Genomic DNA, 14,921 nt, shown 5'->3' on the forward strand with positions numbered 1-14,921 from the left:
GCGGAACTGCCCAACATGCCCTGCCTTGCGCGTTGTTGAGGGTACGACGGGCAACTGGGAGTCGGCGAGGAACCCCCTTCCGCACGGGCCTGTAACCGGACATGCACAACATGCGGGCGGCGACGAGTCGTCCGGCCGAGGTTCCGCGCGACTGTCCGCCCAGTGGGCCGGTTGTTGTTTGAACCGGCCCCAGCCCGGTAGTCCGAAGAGGGCGGCAGGCTGTCCAACCGCTCCCGGGAGGGTTCGGCAGTGAGCCCGCCACCGGCCGCCCCGGGAACACTCCCGCAGGGCGGCCGGCCACGTGTCCCGGACGCGTCAGGCGGCGTCGGCCAGGACGCGTTCGCGCACGGTGGCGCAGGAGTTGCTGATCAGCCGGGAGACGTGCATCTGGGAGACGCCGAGCCGCTCCGCTATGCAGCTCTGGGTCATGCCCCGGAAGAAGCGGAGGTAGAGGATGGTGCGTTCGCGTTCGGGCAGTGTCTGCAGGGCGGGTTTGACCGCCTCGCGGTCGACGACCAGGTCGAATCCGGCGTCGCACTCCCCCAGCAGGCCGACGAGCGTCATACCGGCGTCCTCACCGGGTGTCTCGGCGTCCAGCGAGAGCGCGGTGAAGCTGTCCAGCGCTTCCAGACCGGCCTGTACGTCCTCCTCGCTCAGCTGCGCGTACGCGGCGATCTCCGCGATGCCGGGGCGCCGGTCCGAACCCGTTGCGGACAGGTCGCGAAGGGCGATACGCACCCTGTTGCGGAGTTCTTGGATGCGCCGGGGCACGTGCAGAGCCCACATGTGGTCACGGAAGTGGCGCTTGATCTCGCCGGTGACGGTGGGAACGGCGTAGCTCTCGAAGGCGTGGCCGCGGTCGGGGTCGTAGCCGTCGACGGCCTTGACCAGGCCCAGTGCCGCGACCTGGCGCAGATCCTCGTAGGGCTCACCCTTTCCCCGATAGCGGCCGGCGATACGTTCGGCCATGGGGAGCCAGACCCGGACGAGTTCGTCGCGCAGGGCGACCCGTTCGGGCCCGTCGGGCAGGTGCGAGAGGCGCGCGAAGGCGGCGGCGGTGCGGGGGGCGTCGTCGTGCGGATGGCGCTTGCGATTGACTGTGGCCATGGTGGTGCTCACAACTCCCTCTAGGGGTTGTCGACTGGACGGTCCCCATGGGAGTGAGCACGCGCTGACCAGGCGGAACACACCCGCGATCCGGCGTACGCCGACTCCCACGGACGTGCCTCCTGTCCGAAGCACTCCTATGCCGCCTTCCCGCCCGGAGAGCCTCGAAACGCATGTGCGAAGACGATGACTCCCAGCCCTCAGAACATGACGAATGGTGATGAATCAGGCGGGCGGACGAGTGGACGTGTTGGCCCCATGGCCCCGGGTAGGCGCCGGACTCCCCCGAGAGAAATGGAGCGACTCATGGAACGCGGAAGCGACCGACTGAGCGTCCACCGTGACGAGGAGATGAAGCACGAACTGCAGGGGCTGCTGCGTTCCGGGCGTTCGACCCGCACCGAGGAGTGGAACGACCCGGAACCGACCGCCGACGACGACCCGGTGATCGCGGGCGGCCCCGTGGCACCGAGCGGCACGTCCGTGCCTCTGGAGACGGTCCGGCTGGAACTGGCGAAGATCCTGGGCCGCACCTCGTTCCCCGCGGGACCCCGTGAACTGGGCGGCGTACTGCGCGAGAAGTACGCACCGGACAGCCTGGTGGAACCGGTGGAACGGCTGCCGCACGACGCGCGCTACGCCTCGGCGCGGGAACTGGCGGAGGCCGTGGTGGAAGACGGGTCGGCCGGCCGGAGCGACGCATAGACAGACAGGCGGCGTACGGTCCGGCGGGCTACCGTCCCTGTCGCGTCACGGCAGTTGAGGTACCCGATCGAGCGAGGACGGCAATCGGGCGCGGCCCGGTCGCCTCTCCGCACCCAACACCCTTGTGATCCAAGGTGGTTGACGGATCGTCACCGGTTCGTCGACCACCGGCGACCGCGGTCCCCCGCCGTAACTCGGCGCGTCACTCCGCGAGTTAGGAGTCCCGCTCGCCGGTCGGCGCCCCAGTCGAGCGCTCCCGCTGCGCGTCGTGCTGCGCGAGGGCGGACAGCAGCGCCTCGACGGTCATCCCGGCCTCCGCCGGATGCCGCAGGATCGTCCCCGGCTCGATCTGATACGCGTTGGTCCGCCCCTCCCGCGTGTGGGTGAGATAGCCGTCCTCTTCCAGATCGGAAATGATCTTCTGGACAGCCCTTTCAGTGAGCCTGCACCGCACGGCGATGTCACGGATGCGGGTGCGTTGGTCCTCAGCGATCGCGGCCAGCACTCGGGCATGGCTGGTGAGGAACGTCCATCCTGTGTGCGTCTCAGGTACTCCGTCCATGCCCCCAGCATAGGGCCCGGCTTTCACGTATCCCCAGACGCGAAAAAGATTTCGTGTATATCTTGACGCGCTAAATGCGACGGGCGAGACTTGAACGGGCAGAGAACAGGGCGGATGCCTCGGGAGCGGCTGCCATGCGAGAACACGAATGTTGCGCTCCTGCCAGGAGCGGGGTCCGGACGATATGCGCGGTGTCCCCCGTCGTTGCGGTGGATCCCCCGTCGGTTTCCGCCTCCCTGAAGATCGTGACGCGGCCGGGCGGTACCCGGACCGTCGTCGTGGTCTCCGGGGAGATCGACATCGACACGGAACAAGCGGTGCGGCGCGCTCTGCGCCTGGCACTCGCCCGGTCGCACGGAGGTGTGGACCTCGATCTGGCCGGAGTCGGTTTCTGCGACTGCGCCGGGCTCAACGTCCTGCTGTCCGTCCGCCGGCTGGCCCTCACGGACGGCAAGACACTCGACGTCCGGGCCGTCAGCGCCGGGGTCGAGAGGCTGTTCGCGCTCACCGACACGTCGACGCTGTTGCGTCACGCGCCGGAGCCCGCGGCCATCGACGGGGTGGTCAACGCCTGGCACGAGCATTCCCCCACGACGCACGACCTGATGGAGGAGAACGGCGTGTCCGACGAGGCCGAGGAGCTGCGCGTCGAGCTCGAGCAGCTCAAGCGCGCGATGCTGACCCGGCCGGTCATCGACCTGGCCCGCGGAGTCCTGATGGCCTCCTTCGCCCTCAGCCCCGAGGACGCCTGGAGCGTCCTGGTCGATGTCTCCCAGCACACGAACACCAAACTCCACCAACTGGCCGAGGAACTCGTCGACTCGGTCAACGGAACGCCACTGCCCGAGCATCTGCAACAGCGGATCTCGACGGCGGTCGCCGAGATCTCACACCCGGCGTAGGTCGGCGCGGCGCGGACATTCGCTACCTGACGACGGGCGCCGACTGCTTCGGCACCGGCGCGATGCGCAGGGCGACCGCCCCCGCGGTTTCGGCGTCGTCGCTGCGCCGCGTCATCTCCGTCCACCAGGCTCCGCCGTCCTCGATGTACCGCAACAGCACTCCTTCGCGGATGCCCCAGGGGCAGACGGTGACGGTTTTGATGCCGGTGAGCTTCATGACCGTGTGCCCGACCACGGCTCCGGCCAGGCTCTGCGCGGCCCGCGGTGCCGAGACACCGGGCAGCAGGGCCCGGTCGGAGGCCGCGAGGGCGGCCAGCCGGTCGAGGCCCACGCGCAGTTCCGCCCGCGCCAACCGCCTTTCCACAAAGGGACCTTGGCGTCCGGGAGCGGCGCCGCAGAGCCGGGCCAGCTGCTGAAAGGTGCGGGACGTCACGACGGTGGTCCGGGGCCCTTCCCATCGGATCCGTGCGGCCACGTCCCGCAGTTGGTGCCGTACCTCGCGGCGCAGCGCCTTCACCGCGCGCTCGGGCGGCGGGTCCTGGCCGTAGAGGAAGTCCCGGGTCAGCCGACCCGCGCCGAGCGGCAGGGACGCGACGAAGTCGGGCAACCGGCCACGCCCGAAGGCGACTTCGAAGGATCCGCCACCGATGTCGAAGAGCGCGAGCGGCCCGGCGCGCCAGCCCATCCAGCGCCGGGCGCCGAGGAAGGTCAGCTCGCCCTCGACCTCTCCCGGCAGCGTGCACAGCCGTACGCCGGTCTCGGTGCGCACCGCGCGGAGCACGTCGAGCCGGTTCGGCGCGCCCCGAACCACCGCCGTGGCAAAGGCGAGTGGCCCCGCCGCGCCCCAGCATCGGGCGGTCTCCGCAGCGGCCGCCACCGCCTTCACGAGGTGACGCACGGAGTCCTCGGGGATCTCCCCGTACGGCTGCCCGACGCGCTCGGAGAGCCGTAGCTTCCACTTGGCCGTGTGCACGGGCAGGGGTACGCCGTCCTCCAGGTCCGCCACCACAAGCCGAACCGTGTTCGACCCCACGTCCACCACACTCATTCGCATGAACCGGTGAGTACCCAGCGTGAGAGCCGTCAGTCGTCCAGATCGATCTTCAGTTCGACGAACAGGTGAATCAGCCGCGCAGGTCGTCCAGTCGTCGCCCGGCCGGGGCCAGGGAACGTCCCCGACTCGCCAGTCCCGCCCAGGGGTTGGTGCGGGCCTGGTCCACGGCGTCGGTGAGGGTCCAGCGGCGGGCGTCGAGGTCCGGATCGTCGAGTTGGTCCCAGCTGACGGGGACGGCGACCGGGGCCCCGGGCTTCGCGCGGACCGCGTAGGGGGCGACGGCGGTCTGCGCGTAGCCGTTGCGCTGCACGTCGAGGTAGAGGCGCTCCCCGCGGTCCTTCTTGCGCGCGGCCGTGGTGAGCCGGTCGGGGTGTGCCTCGGCGAGGTGGTCGGCGACGTCCTTGGCGAAGGCGCGTACCGCGTCGAAATCCTGCCGTCCGTCGAGGGGCACGACCAGGTGCAGACCGCGCGAGCCGGTGGTCATCGGTGCGGACGGCAGCCGTAGTTCGTCGAGCAACTCGCGCAGGAGCAGGGCGGCTTGGCGTACGGCGGCGAAGTCGTCCCCGGTCGGCGGGTCGAGGTCGAAGACCAGGCGGTCGGGCCGGTGGAGCCTGTCGACCCGGGACAGCCAGCGGTGCGGGGTGAGACAGGCCTGGTCGGCGAGGTACACGAGCGTGGCGGCGTCGTCGCAGACGAGGTGCGTGACCGTGCCGCCCTCCTTGGACACCTCGACGCGTTTGATCCAGTCCGGGTAGTGCTCCGGGACGTTCTTCTGCATGAACCGGGGGCCGTCGATCCCGTCCGGGTGCCGTTCGAGCATCAACGGCCGCCCGCGCAGGTGCGGCAGCATGAAGGGGGCGACGGCCCGGTAGTACGCGGCGAGGTCGCCCTTCGTGTACTCCTTGCCGTTCCCGTCGGCGGGGAACAGCACCTTGTCGGGCCGGTGGATGTCGAGGCTGCGGCGGCCCGCCCGCACGGTCCGGGTGCCGGCCGTGGTCCGGGTGCCGGCCATCAGGAACCGCCAGGCCCCTCATCCCAGCGCGGACGCTCCTGGCTCTCGCTGCGCCTGCTTCCGGAGTGGCGGAGGTTGTGCGGGAGGAGTCGCTCACCGTCGGGGGTTCGCGGCACCTCGTCCGGCTCCCGCTGCTCCCGGATCTCCCGCACCGCACCGGATTCCGGCAGCCGGGGCTGCTCGTCCGGACGCGGCGGCGCCAGTTCCCGCTGCCGCACATTGATACCCAGCCGGACGGCCCACACGAGCAGCGCGACGACGACGAGACCGCCGGCGAAGGCCGCCACCATGCCCATGGCGGCGCCGGACGCGGCGATGTCCACATGTTCATTCTGGGCGATCATCATGACGCCCGAGTACCCCCGCGCGGAGTGACCAACCAGGGTGGCCGACCGGACTGCCCGATCCGGGTGTCACATCCGCGAGCCGGCCGGTGTCTTCATGTCGAACCGCCAGACAGGCACACGTACCAGGAGGACACCGTGACGCTTCGCGTTCCGAAGGCCGAGCTTCCCGTCGAGCTCCGCGAGAACATGGTCAAGCAGCTCGGGGCCGTGCCCGAGCCCGTCGAAGTACTGTGGAACAACCCCGAACTCGCCCGGGCCAACCAGGAGTTCGCGGCCAGGGTGGGCACATGGGACGCGGCCGACGCGAGCCTCAAGACGTTCGCGCACATGGCCGTCGCGGCCCAGATCGGCTGCAGCTGGTGCCTCGACGTCAACTACTTCCAGGCCCTCAACCAGAACCTGGACCTGGCCAAGGCCAGCCAGGTGCCGCGCTGGCGGCAGTCGGAGGTGTTCACGCCGCTGGAGCGGGACGTGCTCGCGTACGCGGAGGCCATGACCACCACTCCGCCGACCGTCACCGACGAACTGTCGAAGAGCCTGCTGGAGCGCCTCGGCCCGGCCGCACTGGTCGAACTGACCGTGTTCATCGGCTTCGCCAACATGGCGGCCCGGTGCAACACCGCACACGGGATCACCTCGCAGGGCTACTCGGACTCGTGCGAGATCCCGTTGGCCTCCCGGACGGGGAACACCGGCGCCTACGACGTAGCGTCGACGGCATGACCCAGGACCCCTTCGTCACCCACCGCAGCCTCCTGTTCACGGTCGCCTACGAGATGCTCGGGTCGGCGGCCGACGCGGAGGACGTGCTGCAGGAGTCCTGGCTGCGGTGGGCCGACGTCGACCGGTCACAGGTGCGGGACCCGCGGTCGTACCTCGTCCGGCTTGTCACCCGGCAGGCGCTCAACCGGCTGCGCACGGTGTCGCGCCGCCGCGAGGAGTACGTGGGCGAGTGGCTGCCGGAACCGCTGCTGACCAGCCCTGATGTGGCCGAGGACGTCGAGCTCGCGGAGAGCGTCTCGATCGCGATGCTGACCGTGCTGGAGACGCTCGGGCCCACCGAGCGGGCGGTGTTCGTGCTGCGCGAGGTCTTCGAGCTGCCGTACGGCGAGATCGCCGAGGTGATCGGGAAGTCCGCGGCAGCGGTCCGGCAGGTCGCGCGGCGGGCGCGGGAGCATGTGGCGGCCCGGCGACCGCGGGTGCGGGTGAGCCGGTCGGAGCAACAGGCCGTCGTGGAGCGGTTCCTGCGCGCCTTGCGGACCGGGCAGTTGCAGGAGCTGATGGAGGTGATGGCGCCGGACGTGGTGCTGGTCACCGACGGTGGCGGGGTGGTCGCCGCCGCCCTCGCCCCGATCCACGGGGTCGAGCTGGTGGCGCCGATCCTCGCCCGCGCGCACGAGTTGGTGGCCGCGTTCGACACCACGCCCGTGTGGCTCAACGGCGAACCGGCGGGCCGGATCGAGATCGACGGCGAACCGTCCACGGTGAGCCTCGTGGTGGAGGACGGCCGGGTCACCCGCATCTATGTGGTGCGCAACCCACGGAAGCTGACGCAACTGGACGAGCCTGCGGAGCTGTCCAGGTGAGTCCGCCGCCGTCCTGGCTCTTGCCTGAGCGCATCGCTATGGGCATGGGGTGGCCACACGGCAGGCCGTAGAGGGGGCGACGTCGTGGCGTATGCGAGAGCACTGCGCGTCAGCGGGGTGGTGGTGGCCTGCGAGGTCCTGGTGCTGGGGTGCACAGGGGGTGATGGCGGTTCCGCGTCGCCGCCGACGTCGTCGTCCGGGACGGCTCGGAGCGCTACGGCCGACTCGCCGCCGTCGCCGTCGGCGACGCCCGGGATGGACCCGGGCAGGGAACCGCAGACGTCGGCGCAGGCTCGGGCGCTGGTCGAACAGGTCATCTCCGGCCCGGAGTTGTTCGGGACCGGGGTGGTGCGGGCGACGCCGTACGAGAGTGATCCCGGGCAGTGGGCGGTATTGGGTGACGACTGTCTGTGGCGGCTGCGCCCGTTGCCCGAGGACGCGTTGGCCACGCTGACCCGGCACTTCGAGGTGCCCGCGTCCGGCGCGAAGGGAGCCGTGCGGCTGTCGGCCACGGTCACCGTGCATCGCACGGCGTTGGACGCGTCGCGGGAACAGGCCAGGATGCTGGAGGAGGACCTCGACTGCACGGAGCAGACCCAGCGGCCGGGTGAACGCCTCACGGGGCTGCAGTCGTTGTCGTTCGCCCGCGGCGAGGGCGGCAACACCAGCGGCGACGATATCTGCTGCTGGAGACGGGGCAGTGCGTCAGCGACACGCGTGGGGGCCCGTACCCGTGCTGGTGGCAACAGGCCGTGCTGGGCTCGGTGGTGAGCGGTACGTTCGTGTGCGGCGGGCGCGGCCGTAGCGAGCAAGAGCTCAACTCCCTTGTGGCGGAGGTGCTTCCGAGGATGCTGCTGCGGGTGCAGCAGGAGATCGGACACACCGGCGGGTCGGAGGCCAGCGGGGCGACCGCTTCCGCATCCGGTACGAAGGGTGGGTCGTGATGGAGCGGCTGCTTCCCTCCGATCCGTCACGGCTCGGCGGATACCGGCTGTTGGGGCGTCTGGGCGCGGGCGGCATGGCCGTCGACATCAACCGGATCCTGGTCGAGACACCGCCCAGCGGCGGCACCGTCCACCAAGTGGCCGCCGCCGCACGCGACTTCGGGCCAGCCGTCTCCCGGGCGCTGGCCACACATCCGCAGGCGGTGGTCTACGGCGCCACGTCACCGCGCCGGGCGGCGGCCTGTGCCCGTGCTCTGGCCACGGCGCGCGGTTCACGGGGCCGGTGACCGGCTTCGAGCCCGTCATGCGGGCCGACTTCCTCACCGCGGCGGGGCAGGCGGCCGAGGGGTGGGTCTTCGAAGCGCCGTACACAGAACCGCAGTCGGCCACCACGCCGGCCGCGAAGGCGTTCACCGCGGCCTGTCGGGCGCGTTACGGCGAGCCGCCCGGCCTGTGGTCCGCCGAGGCGTACGACGCCGTCGGTCTGATCACCCGAGCCCTGGACGCGCTTGGGACCACCACCGCGATCGAGCCCGCGCAGGTCGCCGAACGCCTCTTCCACACCGTGTACGACGCGGTGGCCAAGCCGATCCGCTTCGTCCAGGGCACCACCCACGCGCTGGACCCGGAGAACACCGGCTTCCTGTACCAGGTCAGGGACGGCAGCGTTCCGCTTCCTGGGCCGCTACGACCAAGTGCCCGCGGTTCAGCTTCAGGACGCGAGATGACCTCCCAGGGCCTTGCCATGGCCAACCCCCTTGACTCTCAGGTCACTTGAGATCCCATAGTGACGGGTGTGAACGAACTGAAGCTCTACTCCATAGGGGACGTCGCCCGCCGCACGGGCCTGAGCGTGAGCGCGATCAGGTTCTACGCAGACGAGGGCGTCGTCACGCCCACCGGCCTCACCGAGGGCGGCTTCCGGCAGTACGACGTGCACGCCATCGCCCGGCTCGAACTCGTGCGCACGCTGCGCGACTTGGGTGCCGGTCTGGACGACATCCGCCGGGTGCTGGCCGCGGAGACCAGCCTGCACGACCTTGCCGTCACGCATCTGCGGCTGGTCGAGGACCAGTTACGGCAGTTCCGGGCGCGCCGCGCCGTACTCCGGACCATCACGCGGCAGCACACCACAGCGGAACAGGTGAGCCTGATGAACAAGCTCGTGTCGATGTCCGACGACGACCGCGACCAACTCATCGACCAGTTCTGGGACTTCGTGACCGACGGCCTGGACGTCCATCCCAGCTATGTGGAGCGACTCCGCCGCCTGCGGCCGCACCTGCCCGAGGAGCCGTCCACCGAGCAGTTGGAGGCCTGGATCGAACTCGCCGAGATCGTGCGGGACGAGGAGTTCCGCACTGCGCTGCGGGACTTCCTCCACCGCACTTTCGGCACCGAGCAGGGCAAGTTGATGGCTACACCGGAGATGACAGCCCGCGTCGAGAGGCATCGGAGGCTCCTCCTGGAGGCTCGGGCCTCCCAACAGGCCGGAGTGACCGCGGATTCGCCGCAGGCCCGGGACCTCGCCGAGCGAGTGGCCGCCGACTCGGCCGAGTTGATCGCCACCATGACAGGGGAAAACGACGCCGACGTCGACAAGGCCCGGCGCAACCTCGTCGAGTTCGACCGAAACGGCAAGGGAGCACAGCGTCCGGCCAAGGCGCCCGGCCTCAAGCTGCTGACCAGGTACCACTCCCTGGTGGCGACGATCAACGGCACGCCCGGGCCGGACCCGGACCCGGACGCCGACCGGGCGGCGACAGTCCGGGAGTGGATGGCCACCGCCCTGCGCCAGGCGCCTTGAGCCACGGGGTTGTCGACGTGGGTGTCCGCGCGGGCCTGAGCAGGAGACCTCACCCGGACCACCCGCTGAACACCCCCCGATACGCGCCCTAGTTGGACTCCTTCGCCGCGGCCACCGTCCGCAGATACGCCCCGAGCCGGGCGATCGCCGACGGATTGCGGGGACTCTCGACGAGGTCGACGTAGTCGAGGACGAAGATCCGGCGGTGCTTGACGGCGGAGACGTCGCGCAGTGGGGCGTAGGAGAGGAGGAACTTCTTCTTCTGTTCGGCGCTCACGTCGCCGTAGTTGCAGATGACGATGACGTCCGGGTCGCGCTGCACGACGGACTCCCAACCGACCGTGGTCCAGGAGTCGTTGACGTCGTGCATGACGTTGGTGCCGCTGGCCTCGCTGATGATCTGGTCGGGGGCGGCGTAGCGGCCGGAGGTGAACGGGGCGTCCTGGCCGCTGTCGTAGAGGAAGACCTTGGGGCTCTTCGCCGGGGCCTTGCTCTGTACGGCGGTGATCTGCTTCTTGAAGTCGGCGATCAGGGTGGCCGCGCGCTTCTCGACGCCGAAGAGTCTTCCGAGGTTGGTGAGGTCGGCGTAGAGGGCGTCCAGGGGCGGCATGATGCCGCGCGAGGTGTCGGTGCGGCCGTTGCGGCAGGACTCGGTGAGGATGTACGAGGGGATGCCGAGCTTCTTCAGGGCGTCGGGGGTGAAGCCGCTGTCGTCGCGGAAGCCGTAGTTCCAGCCGGCGAAGACGAGGTCGGCGCGGGCGTCGAGGACGTTCTCCTTGGTGAGTTGGTCCTTGGACAGCCACTTCACCTTCTGGTAGCCGTCCTTCCAGGGGACGTCCGTGAGGTCGCCCTTGTCGTCGGGCATGGCGAACCCGGCCATGCGGTTCTCCAGTCCGAGGGCGAACATCAGCTCGGTGATGCCGACGTCGTTGGTGACGACCCGCTTGGGGACCGTCTTGTACGTCACCTGCCGGCCGCAGTTGGTGAGGGTGACGGCGGAGGATATGGCGTTCTGCGGCTGGGGCTCGACCGTGGCGCCGCAACCGGCGGTGGCGGTCGCGGCGAGGCAGAGCGCGGCGGCAAGCAGCTTACGCATGGGGGGTGTTGTCCTTACGCGGTGGTCGTGGTGGGCGGGAGCAGGTCGAACAGGAGCTGGACGACGCCGGTCTCCGGGTGCCGTACGGGATGCGCGCGAACCCCGAACACCTCGGCGAGCAGGGCGGGTTGGAGGACGTCGTGCGGCGGCCCGTTGGCGACGATCCGGCCGTTCGCGATCACGTACAGCAGGTCGCAGTGGGCGGCGGCGAGGTTGAGGTCGTGCAGGGCCGCCAGTACGGTCAGGCCGCTGCCGCGGACCAGTGACAGCACGTCCAACTGGTGGGCGATGTCGAGGTGGTTGGTGGGCTCGTCGAGGACCAGGACGCGGGGTCGTTGGGCGAGTGCGCGGGCGATCAGGACGCGTTGCCTCTCGCCGCCGGACAGGGCGAGGAATCCTCGGTCGGCGAGGTGGGCGACGCCGGTTCGTTCCATGGCTCCGGCGCAGATCTCCCGGTCCGAGGCGGCGGTCCGGTCGCGGTGGGGCAGCCGTCCCATGGCGACCACTTCGGCGACGGTGAAGTCGAACTCGGCCGACGACTCCTGCGGCAGCGCGGCCACCTTCCGCGCGGCGGCGCGCGGTTCCATGGCGTGTACGTCGTCGCCGTCGAGCCGGACCACCCCGTCGGCCGGTCGCAGCGCCCGGTACACGCACCTCAACAGGGTTGATTTTCCACTGCCGTTGGGGCCGACGAGCCCGACGAAGGCTCCGCTGTCCACGACGAGCCGGATGTCGTCCACCAGCCGCACCGCGCCCGCGTCGACCGACAGCCCCTCGATGTCGAGCCTCATCAACGCCCCCCGAAGGCATAGCCGCCGCGCCGCATCAGCAGCAGGAACGCGGGCACTCCCACGACCGCGGTGATCACGCCGACCGGCAGTTCGGCGGGCGCCAGCAGCAGCCGGGACAGCACGTCCGCCCACACCAGGAGCACCGCTCCGGCGAGCGGGGCGACCGCGAGGACCTTGCGGTGGTCGGCGCCGACGAGCATCCGCACGAGGTGCGGCACCATCAGCCCGACGAAGCCGATGGCCCCGCTGACCGCGACCACCGTCCCGGTGACGGCGGCGGTCACGAGGAACAACTCCCGGCGCAGTCGGCCCGGTTGAACACCGAGCGCGGCAGAGGTCTCGTCCCCCATGGCGAGGGCGTTGAGCGACTCCGCGCGCCACCGCAGCCACGCCCAGCCGGCCGTCACGGTGACGGCGGCCAACGGCACCTGTGCCCAGGTCGCGCCGCCCAGGCTGCCCAGCAGCCACATCATCGCCGAGCGGGCCGCCTCGCCCCGGGCCGCGCCGAACACCATCACGGTGGTGACCGCTTCGAAGCCGTAGGCCAGCGCGGTGCCGGTCAGGATCAGCCGGAGTGGGGTGAGGCCGTGCGGCGAGCGGGCCACGGCGTACACCAGGGCCATGGCAGCGAGCGCAGAGGCGAACGCCGACACCGACAGCGCCCACACCCCCAGCCCGGCGAACGCGCCCAGCAGGATGACGGCGTTGGCTCCCACGGCCGCGCCCGAGGAGATGCCGAGCACGAACGGATCGGCGAGCGCGTTGCGGACCATGGCCTGCACGGCCACGCCGACGGCCGAGAGTCCGGCTCCGACGACGGCCGCGAGCACGACCCGTGGCAGCCGGATCTCCCAGACGATGGTGTACGCGGCGGCGTCGTCGGCGTGCACGGTCCCGCCGGTGGCGCCGGCCCACAGGAACCGGAACATGTCCGCCGTGCCGATTCCGGCCGCGCCGAGACCGACGCCGCACACGAGGGAGACGCAGAGCAGGAGCGACAGCCCGAGCAGCAGGGGCGGTTGGGGTATTCGGCGAGGATCACGCGCTGGACTCTGGCCACGAACGGAGCCGGTTTTCGGACGTAGGAGCACGATCGGCGGTCCTTCACCTGGGGCCGCCTGGTGAGCCTCGATCGAGGAGGCAGCCCTTACGACCGTGCCGGCCGCTCGGTCCCCTCTCGCAGTCCACGGCGAGCAGTCAACGGGTCGCACCACCCACGGGCGATCGGACTCGCGCGACGACCGAGGTCGCCACGCACACCGTTGCGGGTCAGCGCCGGATTCTCACCGGACTTCCCCCGCGGGAGGCCTGGGGAGCGTAACAAACGGCGCGGACCGGGCCGACGGCGGCTGAGCCGCATCCCGCCAATAGTCTATTTGGACTGATAGAGTTCGACTATGCCACGACGCGCTCTCGACAACCCGATCGTTCTCGCCGTGCTGGGCCTCCTGCTCGAACAGCCCTCGCACCCGCACCAGATGCTCACCGAACTCCGCACACGCAGCGACAACCACGCCGCCGCGATCACCCGGGGCACCCTCTACAACACGGTCGCCGCCCTGACCGAAGTCGGCTGGCTCGCCTCCCAGGGCCAGGAACGCTCGGGAAACCGCCCCGAGCGCACCGTCTACGCCCTCACACAGGCGGGCACCGCCGAGCTCGTACGCCGACTGGACTCCCAAATCCGCAATCCTGAACGGGAGTTCTCCCAGTTCCTGGGCGCGGTCACCTACCTCGGCGCCCTCGGCCCGAGCGGCGCGGTGGACGCCCTGACGGAGCGGGCCGAGCGCCTCCGGCAGCGGACGGCCACCGACGAAGGACGCCTCACGGAGGTCCTGGCGACCGGCGTGCCCCGCCTGTTCGTCATCGAGGCCGAATACGCGCTGTCTCTCGCTCGCGCCGAGATGGCGTGGATCGACTCGGTCATCGACGACATCCGTACCGGCTCACTGACCTGGCCGACCAGTACGACGGACACCGGAGAGGAACCGAAGGCCTGATGCTCCCCGCACACGACGGACTGCTTTTCGGGATCTACCCGGGCGGAGTCCTCGGCGACGACACCGGAAAGCTGATCGGCGGCCCGCCCGACGACCCGGCCCTCATATCGACCGCGCTCGACCGTCTCCAGGGCCGACCCGGCCGACCGTTCCTGGTCCGCGCCTACACGACCTTCGACGACACGACCCGCCTCGGCGAACCGCACGTGACCGCGACACCGGCCGACGCGGCCCAATTCGCCGTCCAGGGACGGCAGTTGGACCTGGTGGCGCAGTACCAGTCCACCACCGGGGACATCGACGGCTACTGCGACTTCCTGCGCGAACTGGTCGAGCAGTACGGCCCGTTCACGAGCACGCTGCAGGTGACGGAAGAACCCAACATCACGTCGAACCCGACCTTGGACGGCTACTACCCGGCCGTACACGAGGCGATCGTCCGCGGGGTCTCCGCCGCCAAGGCGCGAGCACGCCAACTCGGGCACACACACCTACGGGTCGGCTTCAACACCACTCCCCTCTTCGGACCGGCCGCCACTTTCGTCACCGACCTCACCAAGCAAGGAGACGAAGCCTTCATCTCCGACCTGGACTACGTGGGCCTGGACTTCTTCCCCGACGTCGTCCGCCCCGTGGCGGCATCCGACCTCGCGCAAGCAGTGGCGGGACTGCTGCGCCATCACCGCGACGCGCTCCTGACCCCCGCCGGCCTGGCCCACCTGCCCCTGCACATCACCGAACACGGCTGGCCCACCGGCCCGGAACGACACCCGAGCCGACAGGCCGACGTCGTCGAGACCGTCGTAGAGGCCATAGCGGACCAGTCGAAGTCGCTCCACCTGAGCGGTTACACGCACTTCGCGCTACGGGACGCCGACAGCACCCAGCCGAGCCTGTTCCACCAGTTCGGGCTCACCACCGACGACTACACGCCCAAGCCCGCCTTCGACACGATGAGGAGACTTGTAGAACGCTTCAGCGTCTGAGAGCACCCGAGGGCGCCTGAGG

Annotated in this window: 18 protein-coding genes and 1 riboswitch; of the genes, 10 read left to right on the forward strand and 8 right to left on the reverse strand. The window is 70.2% G+C overall.

The genetic code is table 11. The features are described from left to right. Nucleotides 1-315: 315 nt before the first annotated feature. Nucleotides 316-1,107: a SigB/SigF/SigG family RNA polymerase sigma factor gene (locus ACFWP5_RS15065; protein WP_384155242.1), complete on the reverse strand. Its 792-nt coding sequence runs from the start codon at nucleotides 1,105-1,107 to the stop codon at nucleotides 316-318. A gap of 306 nt (nucleotides 1,108-1,413) precedes the next feature. Here ACFWP5_RS15065 and ACFWP5_RS15070 point away from each other — a divergent pair, with 306 nt between their 5' ends. Beyond that, on the forward strand, nucleotides 1,414-1,812 hold the full coding sequence (locus ACFWP5_RS15070; protein ID WP_384155245.1) for a DUF2795 domain-containing protein: 399 nt from the start codon (nucleotides 1,414-1,416) through the stop codon (nucleotides 1,810-1,812). 214 nt (nucleotides 1,813-2,026) lie between these two features. Here the strand turns inward: ACFWP5_RS15070 and ACFWP5_RS15075 are convergent, their stop codons facing one another. Beyond that, a complete protein-coding gene (locus tag ACFWP5_RS15075; protein ID WP_384155248.1) occupies nucleotides 2,027-2,374 on the reverse strand; it encodes a helix-turn-helix transcriptional regulator in 348 nt (115 codons plus the stop codon). 191 nt (nucleotides 2,375-2,565) lie between these two features. On the opposite strand from ACFWP5_RS15075, the gene ACFWP5_RS15080 reads away from it, so the two are divergent. Next, entirely contained in the window at nucleotides 2,566-3,276 is a 711-nt protein-coding gene (locus tag ACFWP5_RS15080; protein ID WP_384155251.1) for an ANTAR domain-containing protein, read from the forward strand. A gap of 22 nt (nucleotides 3,277-3,298) precedes the next feature. On the opposite strand, the gene ACFWP5_RS15085 is transcribed toward ACFWP5_RS15080, so the two are convergent. The 3 genes from ACFWP5_RS15085 to ACFWP5_RS15095 all read right to left on the reverse strand — a co-directional run bounded on the left by ACFWP5_RS15085 (nucleotide 3,299) and on the right by ACFWP5_RS15095 (nucleotide 5,689). After that, nucleotides 3,299-4,330, reverse strand: coding sequence for a Ppx/GppA family phosphatase (locus ACFWP5_RS15085; protein ID WP_384155254.1), 1,032 nt, complete (start codon nucleotides 4,328-4,330; stop codon nucleotides 3,299-3,301). 70 nt (nucleotides 4,331-4,400) lie between these two features. Then, nucleotides 4,401-5,342 (reverse strand): non-homologous end-joining DNA ligase, encoded by a 942-nt coding sequence (gene ligD / locus ACFWP5_RS15090; protein ID WP_384155256.1) that lies wholly within the window; start codon nucleotides 5,340-5,342, stop codon nucleotides 4,401-4,403. After that, entirely contained in the window at nucleotides 5,342-5,689 is a 348-nt protein-coding gene (locus ACFWP5_RS15095) for a DUF6479 family protein (protein ID WP_384155259.1), read from the reverse strand. Before ACFWP5_RS15095 ends, ligD begins: the two co-directional genes overlap by 1 nt. 135 nt (nucleotides 5,690-5,824) lie before the next feature. Here ACFWP5_RS15095 and ACFWP5_RS15100 point away from each other — a divergent pair, with 135 nt between their 5' ends. The 6 genes from ACFWP5_RS15100 (at nucleotide 5,825) to ACFWP5_RS15125 (ending at nucleotide 10,026) form a co-directional block, all read left to right on the forward strand. Beyond that, nucleotides 5,825-6,412 carry a carboxymuconolactone decarboxylase family protein gene (locus ACFWP5_RS15100; RefSeq protein ID WP_384155262.1) on the forward strand — a complete coding sequence of 196 codons (588 nt, stop codon included), beginning with the start codon at nucleotides 5,825-5,827 and terminating at the stop codon, nucleotides 6,410-6,412. Next, nucleotides 6,409-7,275 (forward strand): RNA polymerase sigma-70 factor, encoded by an 867-nt coding sequence (locus ACFWP5_RS15105; protein WP_384155264.1) that lies wholly within the window; start codon nucleotides 6,409-6,411, stop codon nucleotides 7,273-7,275. The genes ACFWP5_RS15100 and ACFWP5_RS15105 overlap by 4 nt, the downstream gene beginning before the upstream one ends. A gap of 84 nt (nucleotides 7,276-7,359) precedes the next feature. Continuing rightward, on the forward strand, nucleotides 7,360-8,046 hold the full coding sequence (locus ACFWP5_RS15110; RefSeq protein WP_384155267.1) for a hypothetical protein: 687 nt from the start codon (nucleotides 7,360-7,362) through the stop codon (nucleotides 8,044-8,046). Between the two features lie 172 nt (nucleotides 8,047-8,218). After that, nucleotides 8,219-8,506: a hypothetical protein gene (locus ACFWP5_RS15115; RefSeq protein WP_384155270.1), complete on the forward strand. Its 288-nt coding sequence runs from the start codon at nucleotides 8,219-8,221 to the stop codon at nucleotides 8,504-8,506. Then, nucleotides 8,503-8,997: an ABC transporter substrate-binding protein gene (locus ACFWP5_RS15120; protein ID WP_384155273.1), complete on the forward strand. Its 495-nt coding sequence runs from the start codon at nucleotides 8,503-8,505 to the stop codon at nucleotides 8,995-8,997. The genes ACFWP5_RS15115 and ACFWP5_RS15120 overlap by 4 nt, the downstream gene beginning before the upstream one ends. Before the next feature lie 18 nt (nucleotides 8,998-9,015). Continuing rightward, complete coding sequence (locus ACFWP5_RS15125) at nucleotides 9,016-10,026, forward strand: MerR family transcriptional regulator (protein WP_384155276.1); 1,011 nt, start codon at nucleotides 9,016-9,018, stop codon at nucleotides 10,024-10,026. Nucleotides 10,027-10,114: 88 nt separating this feature from the next. Here the strand turns inward: ACFWP5_RS15125 and ACFWP5_RS15130 are convergent, their stop codons facing one another. From ACFWP5_RS15130 to ACFWP5_RS15140, 3 genes are read right to left on the reverse strand one after another with little or no spacing between them, the layout of a single operon-like run. After that, entirely contained in the window at nucleotides 10,115-11,122 is a 1,008-nt protein-coding gene (locus ACFWP5_RS15130; protein WP_384155279.1) for an ABC transporter substrate-binding protein, read from the reverse strand. 14 nt (nucleotides 11,123-11,136) lie between these two features. Continuing rightward, nucleotides 11,137-11,913, reverse strand: a complete 777-nt coding sequence (locus ACFWP5_RS15135; protein ID WP_384155282.1) for an ABC transporter ATP-binding protein — start codon at nucleotides 11,911-11,913, stop codon at nucleotides 11,137-11,139. Beyond that, nucleotides 11,913-12,941 (reverse strand): FecCD family ABC transporter permease, encoded by a 1,029-nt coding sequence (locus ACFWP5_RS15140; protein WP_384155343.1) that lies wholly within the window; start codon nucleotides 12,939-12,941, stop codon nucleotides 11,913-11,915. Before ACFWP5_RS15140 ends, ACFWP5_RS15135 begins: the two co-directional genes overlap by 1 nt. A 190-nt stretch (nucleotides 12,942-13,131) precedes the next feature. Next, nucleotides 13,132-13,211, reverse strand: a riboswitch (cobalamin riboswitch). Nucleotides 13,212-13,310: 99 nt separating this feature from the next. Between ACFWP5_RS15140 and ACFWP5_RS15145 the strand changes: the two genes are divergently transcribed. Continuing rightward, nucleotides 13,311-13,913 (forward strand): PadR family transcriptional regulator, encoded by a 603-nt coding sequence (locus ACFWP5_RS15145; protein ID WP_384155285.1) that lies wholly within the window; start codon nucleotides 13,311-13,313, stop codon nucleotides 13,911-13,913. Continuing rightward, a complete protein-coding gene (locus ACFWP5_RS15150; RefSeq protein ID WP_384155288.1) occupies nucleotides 13,913-14,899 on the forward strand; it encodes a hypothetical protein in 987 nt (328 codons plus the stop codon). Before ACFWP5_RS15145 ends, ACFWP5_RS15150 begins: the two co-directional genes overlap by 1 nt. Nucleotides 14,900-14,921 lie beyond the last annotated feature (22 nt).

Source organism: Streptomyces sp. NPDC058469, assembly GCF_042721125.1.
GTDB lineage: Bacteria > Actinomycetota > Actinomycetes > Streptomycetales > Streptomycetaceae > Streptomyces.

Excerpts from the sequence above, each read along its gene's own strand:
- ACFWP5_RS15115 (WP_384155270.1), top strand. The coding sequence starts at position 8,219 with ATGGAGCGGCTGCTTCCCTCCGATCCGTCACGGCTCGGCGGATACCGG.
- ACFWP5_RS15095 (WP_384155259.1), bottom strand. The coding sequence starts at position 5,689 with ATGATGATCGCCCAGAATGAACATGTGGACATCGCCGCGTCCGGCGCC.
- ACFWP5_RS15075 (WP_384155248.1), bottom strand. The coding sequence starts at position 2,374 with ATGGACGGAGTACCTGAGACGCACACAGGATGGACGTTCCTCACCAGC.
- ACFWP5_RS15130 (WP_384155279.1), bottom strand. The coding sequence starts at position 11,122 with ATGCGTAAGCTGCTTGCCGCCGCGCTCTGCCTCGCCGCGACCGCCACC.
- ACFWP5_RS15145 (WP_384155285.1), top strand. The coding sequence starts at position 13,311 with ATGCCACGACGCGCTCTCGACAACCCGATCGTTCTCGCCGTGCTGGGC.
- ligD (WP_384155256.1), bottom strand. The coding sequence starts at position 5,342 with ATGGCCGGCACCCGGACCACGGCCGGCACCCGGACCGTGCGGGCGGGC.
- ACFWP5_RS15135 (WP_384155282.1), bottom strand. The coding sequence starts at position 11,913 with ATGAGGCTCGACATCGAGGGGCTGTCGGTCGACGCGGGCGCGGTGCGG.
- ACFWP5_RS15150 (WP_384155288.1), top strand. The coding sequence starts at position 13,913 with ATGCTCCCCGCACACGACGGACTGCTTTTCGGGATCTACCCGGGCGGA.
- ACFWP5_RS15070 (WP_384155245.1), top strand. The coding sequence starts at position 1,414 with ATGGAACGCGGAAGCGACCGACTGAGCGTCCACCGTGACGAGGAGATG.
- ACFWP5_RS15105 (WP_384155264.1), top strand. The coding sequence starts at position 6,409 with ATGACCCAGGACCCCTTCGTCACCCACCGCAGCCTCCTGTTCACGGTC.
- ACFWP5_RS15065 (WP_384155242.1), bottom strand. The coding sequence starts at position 1,107 with ATGGCCACAGTCAATCGCAAGCGCCATCCGCACGACGACGCCCCCCGC.
- ACFWP5_RS15085 (WP_384155254.1), bottom strand. The coding sequence starts at position 4,330 with ATGCGAATGAGTGTGGTGGACGTGGGGTCGAACACGGTTCGGCTTGTG.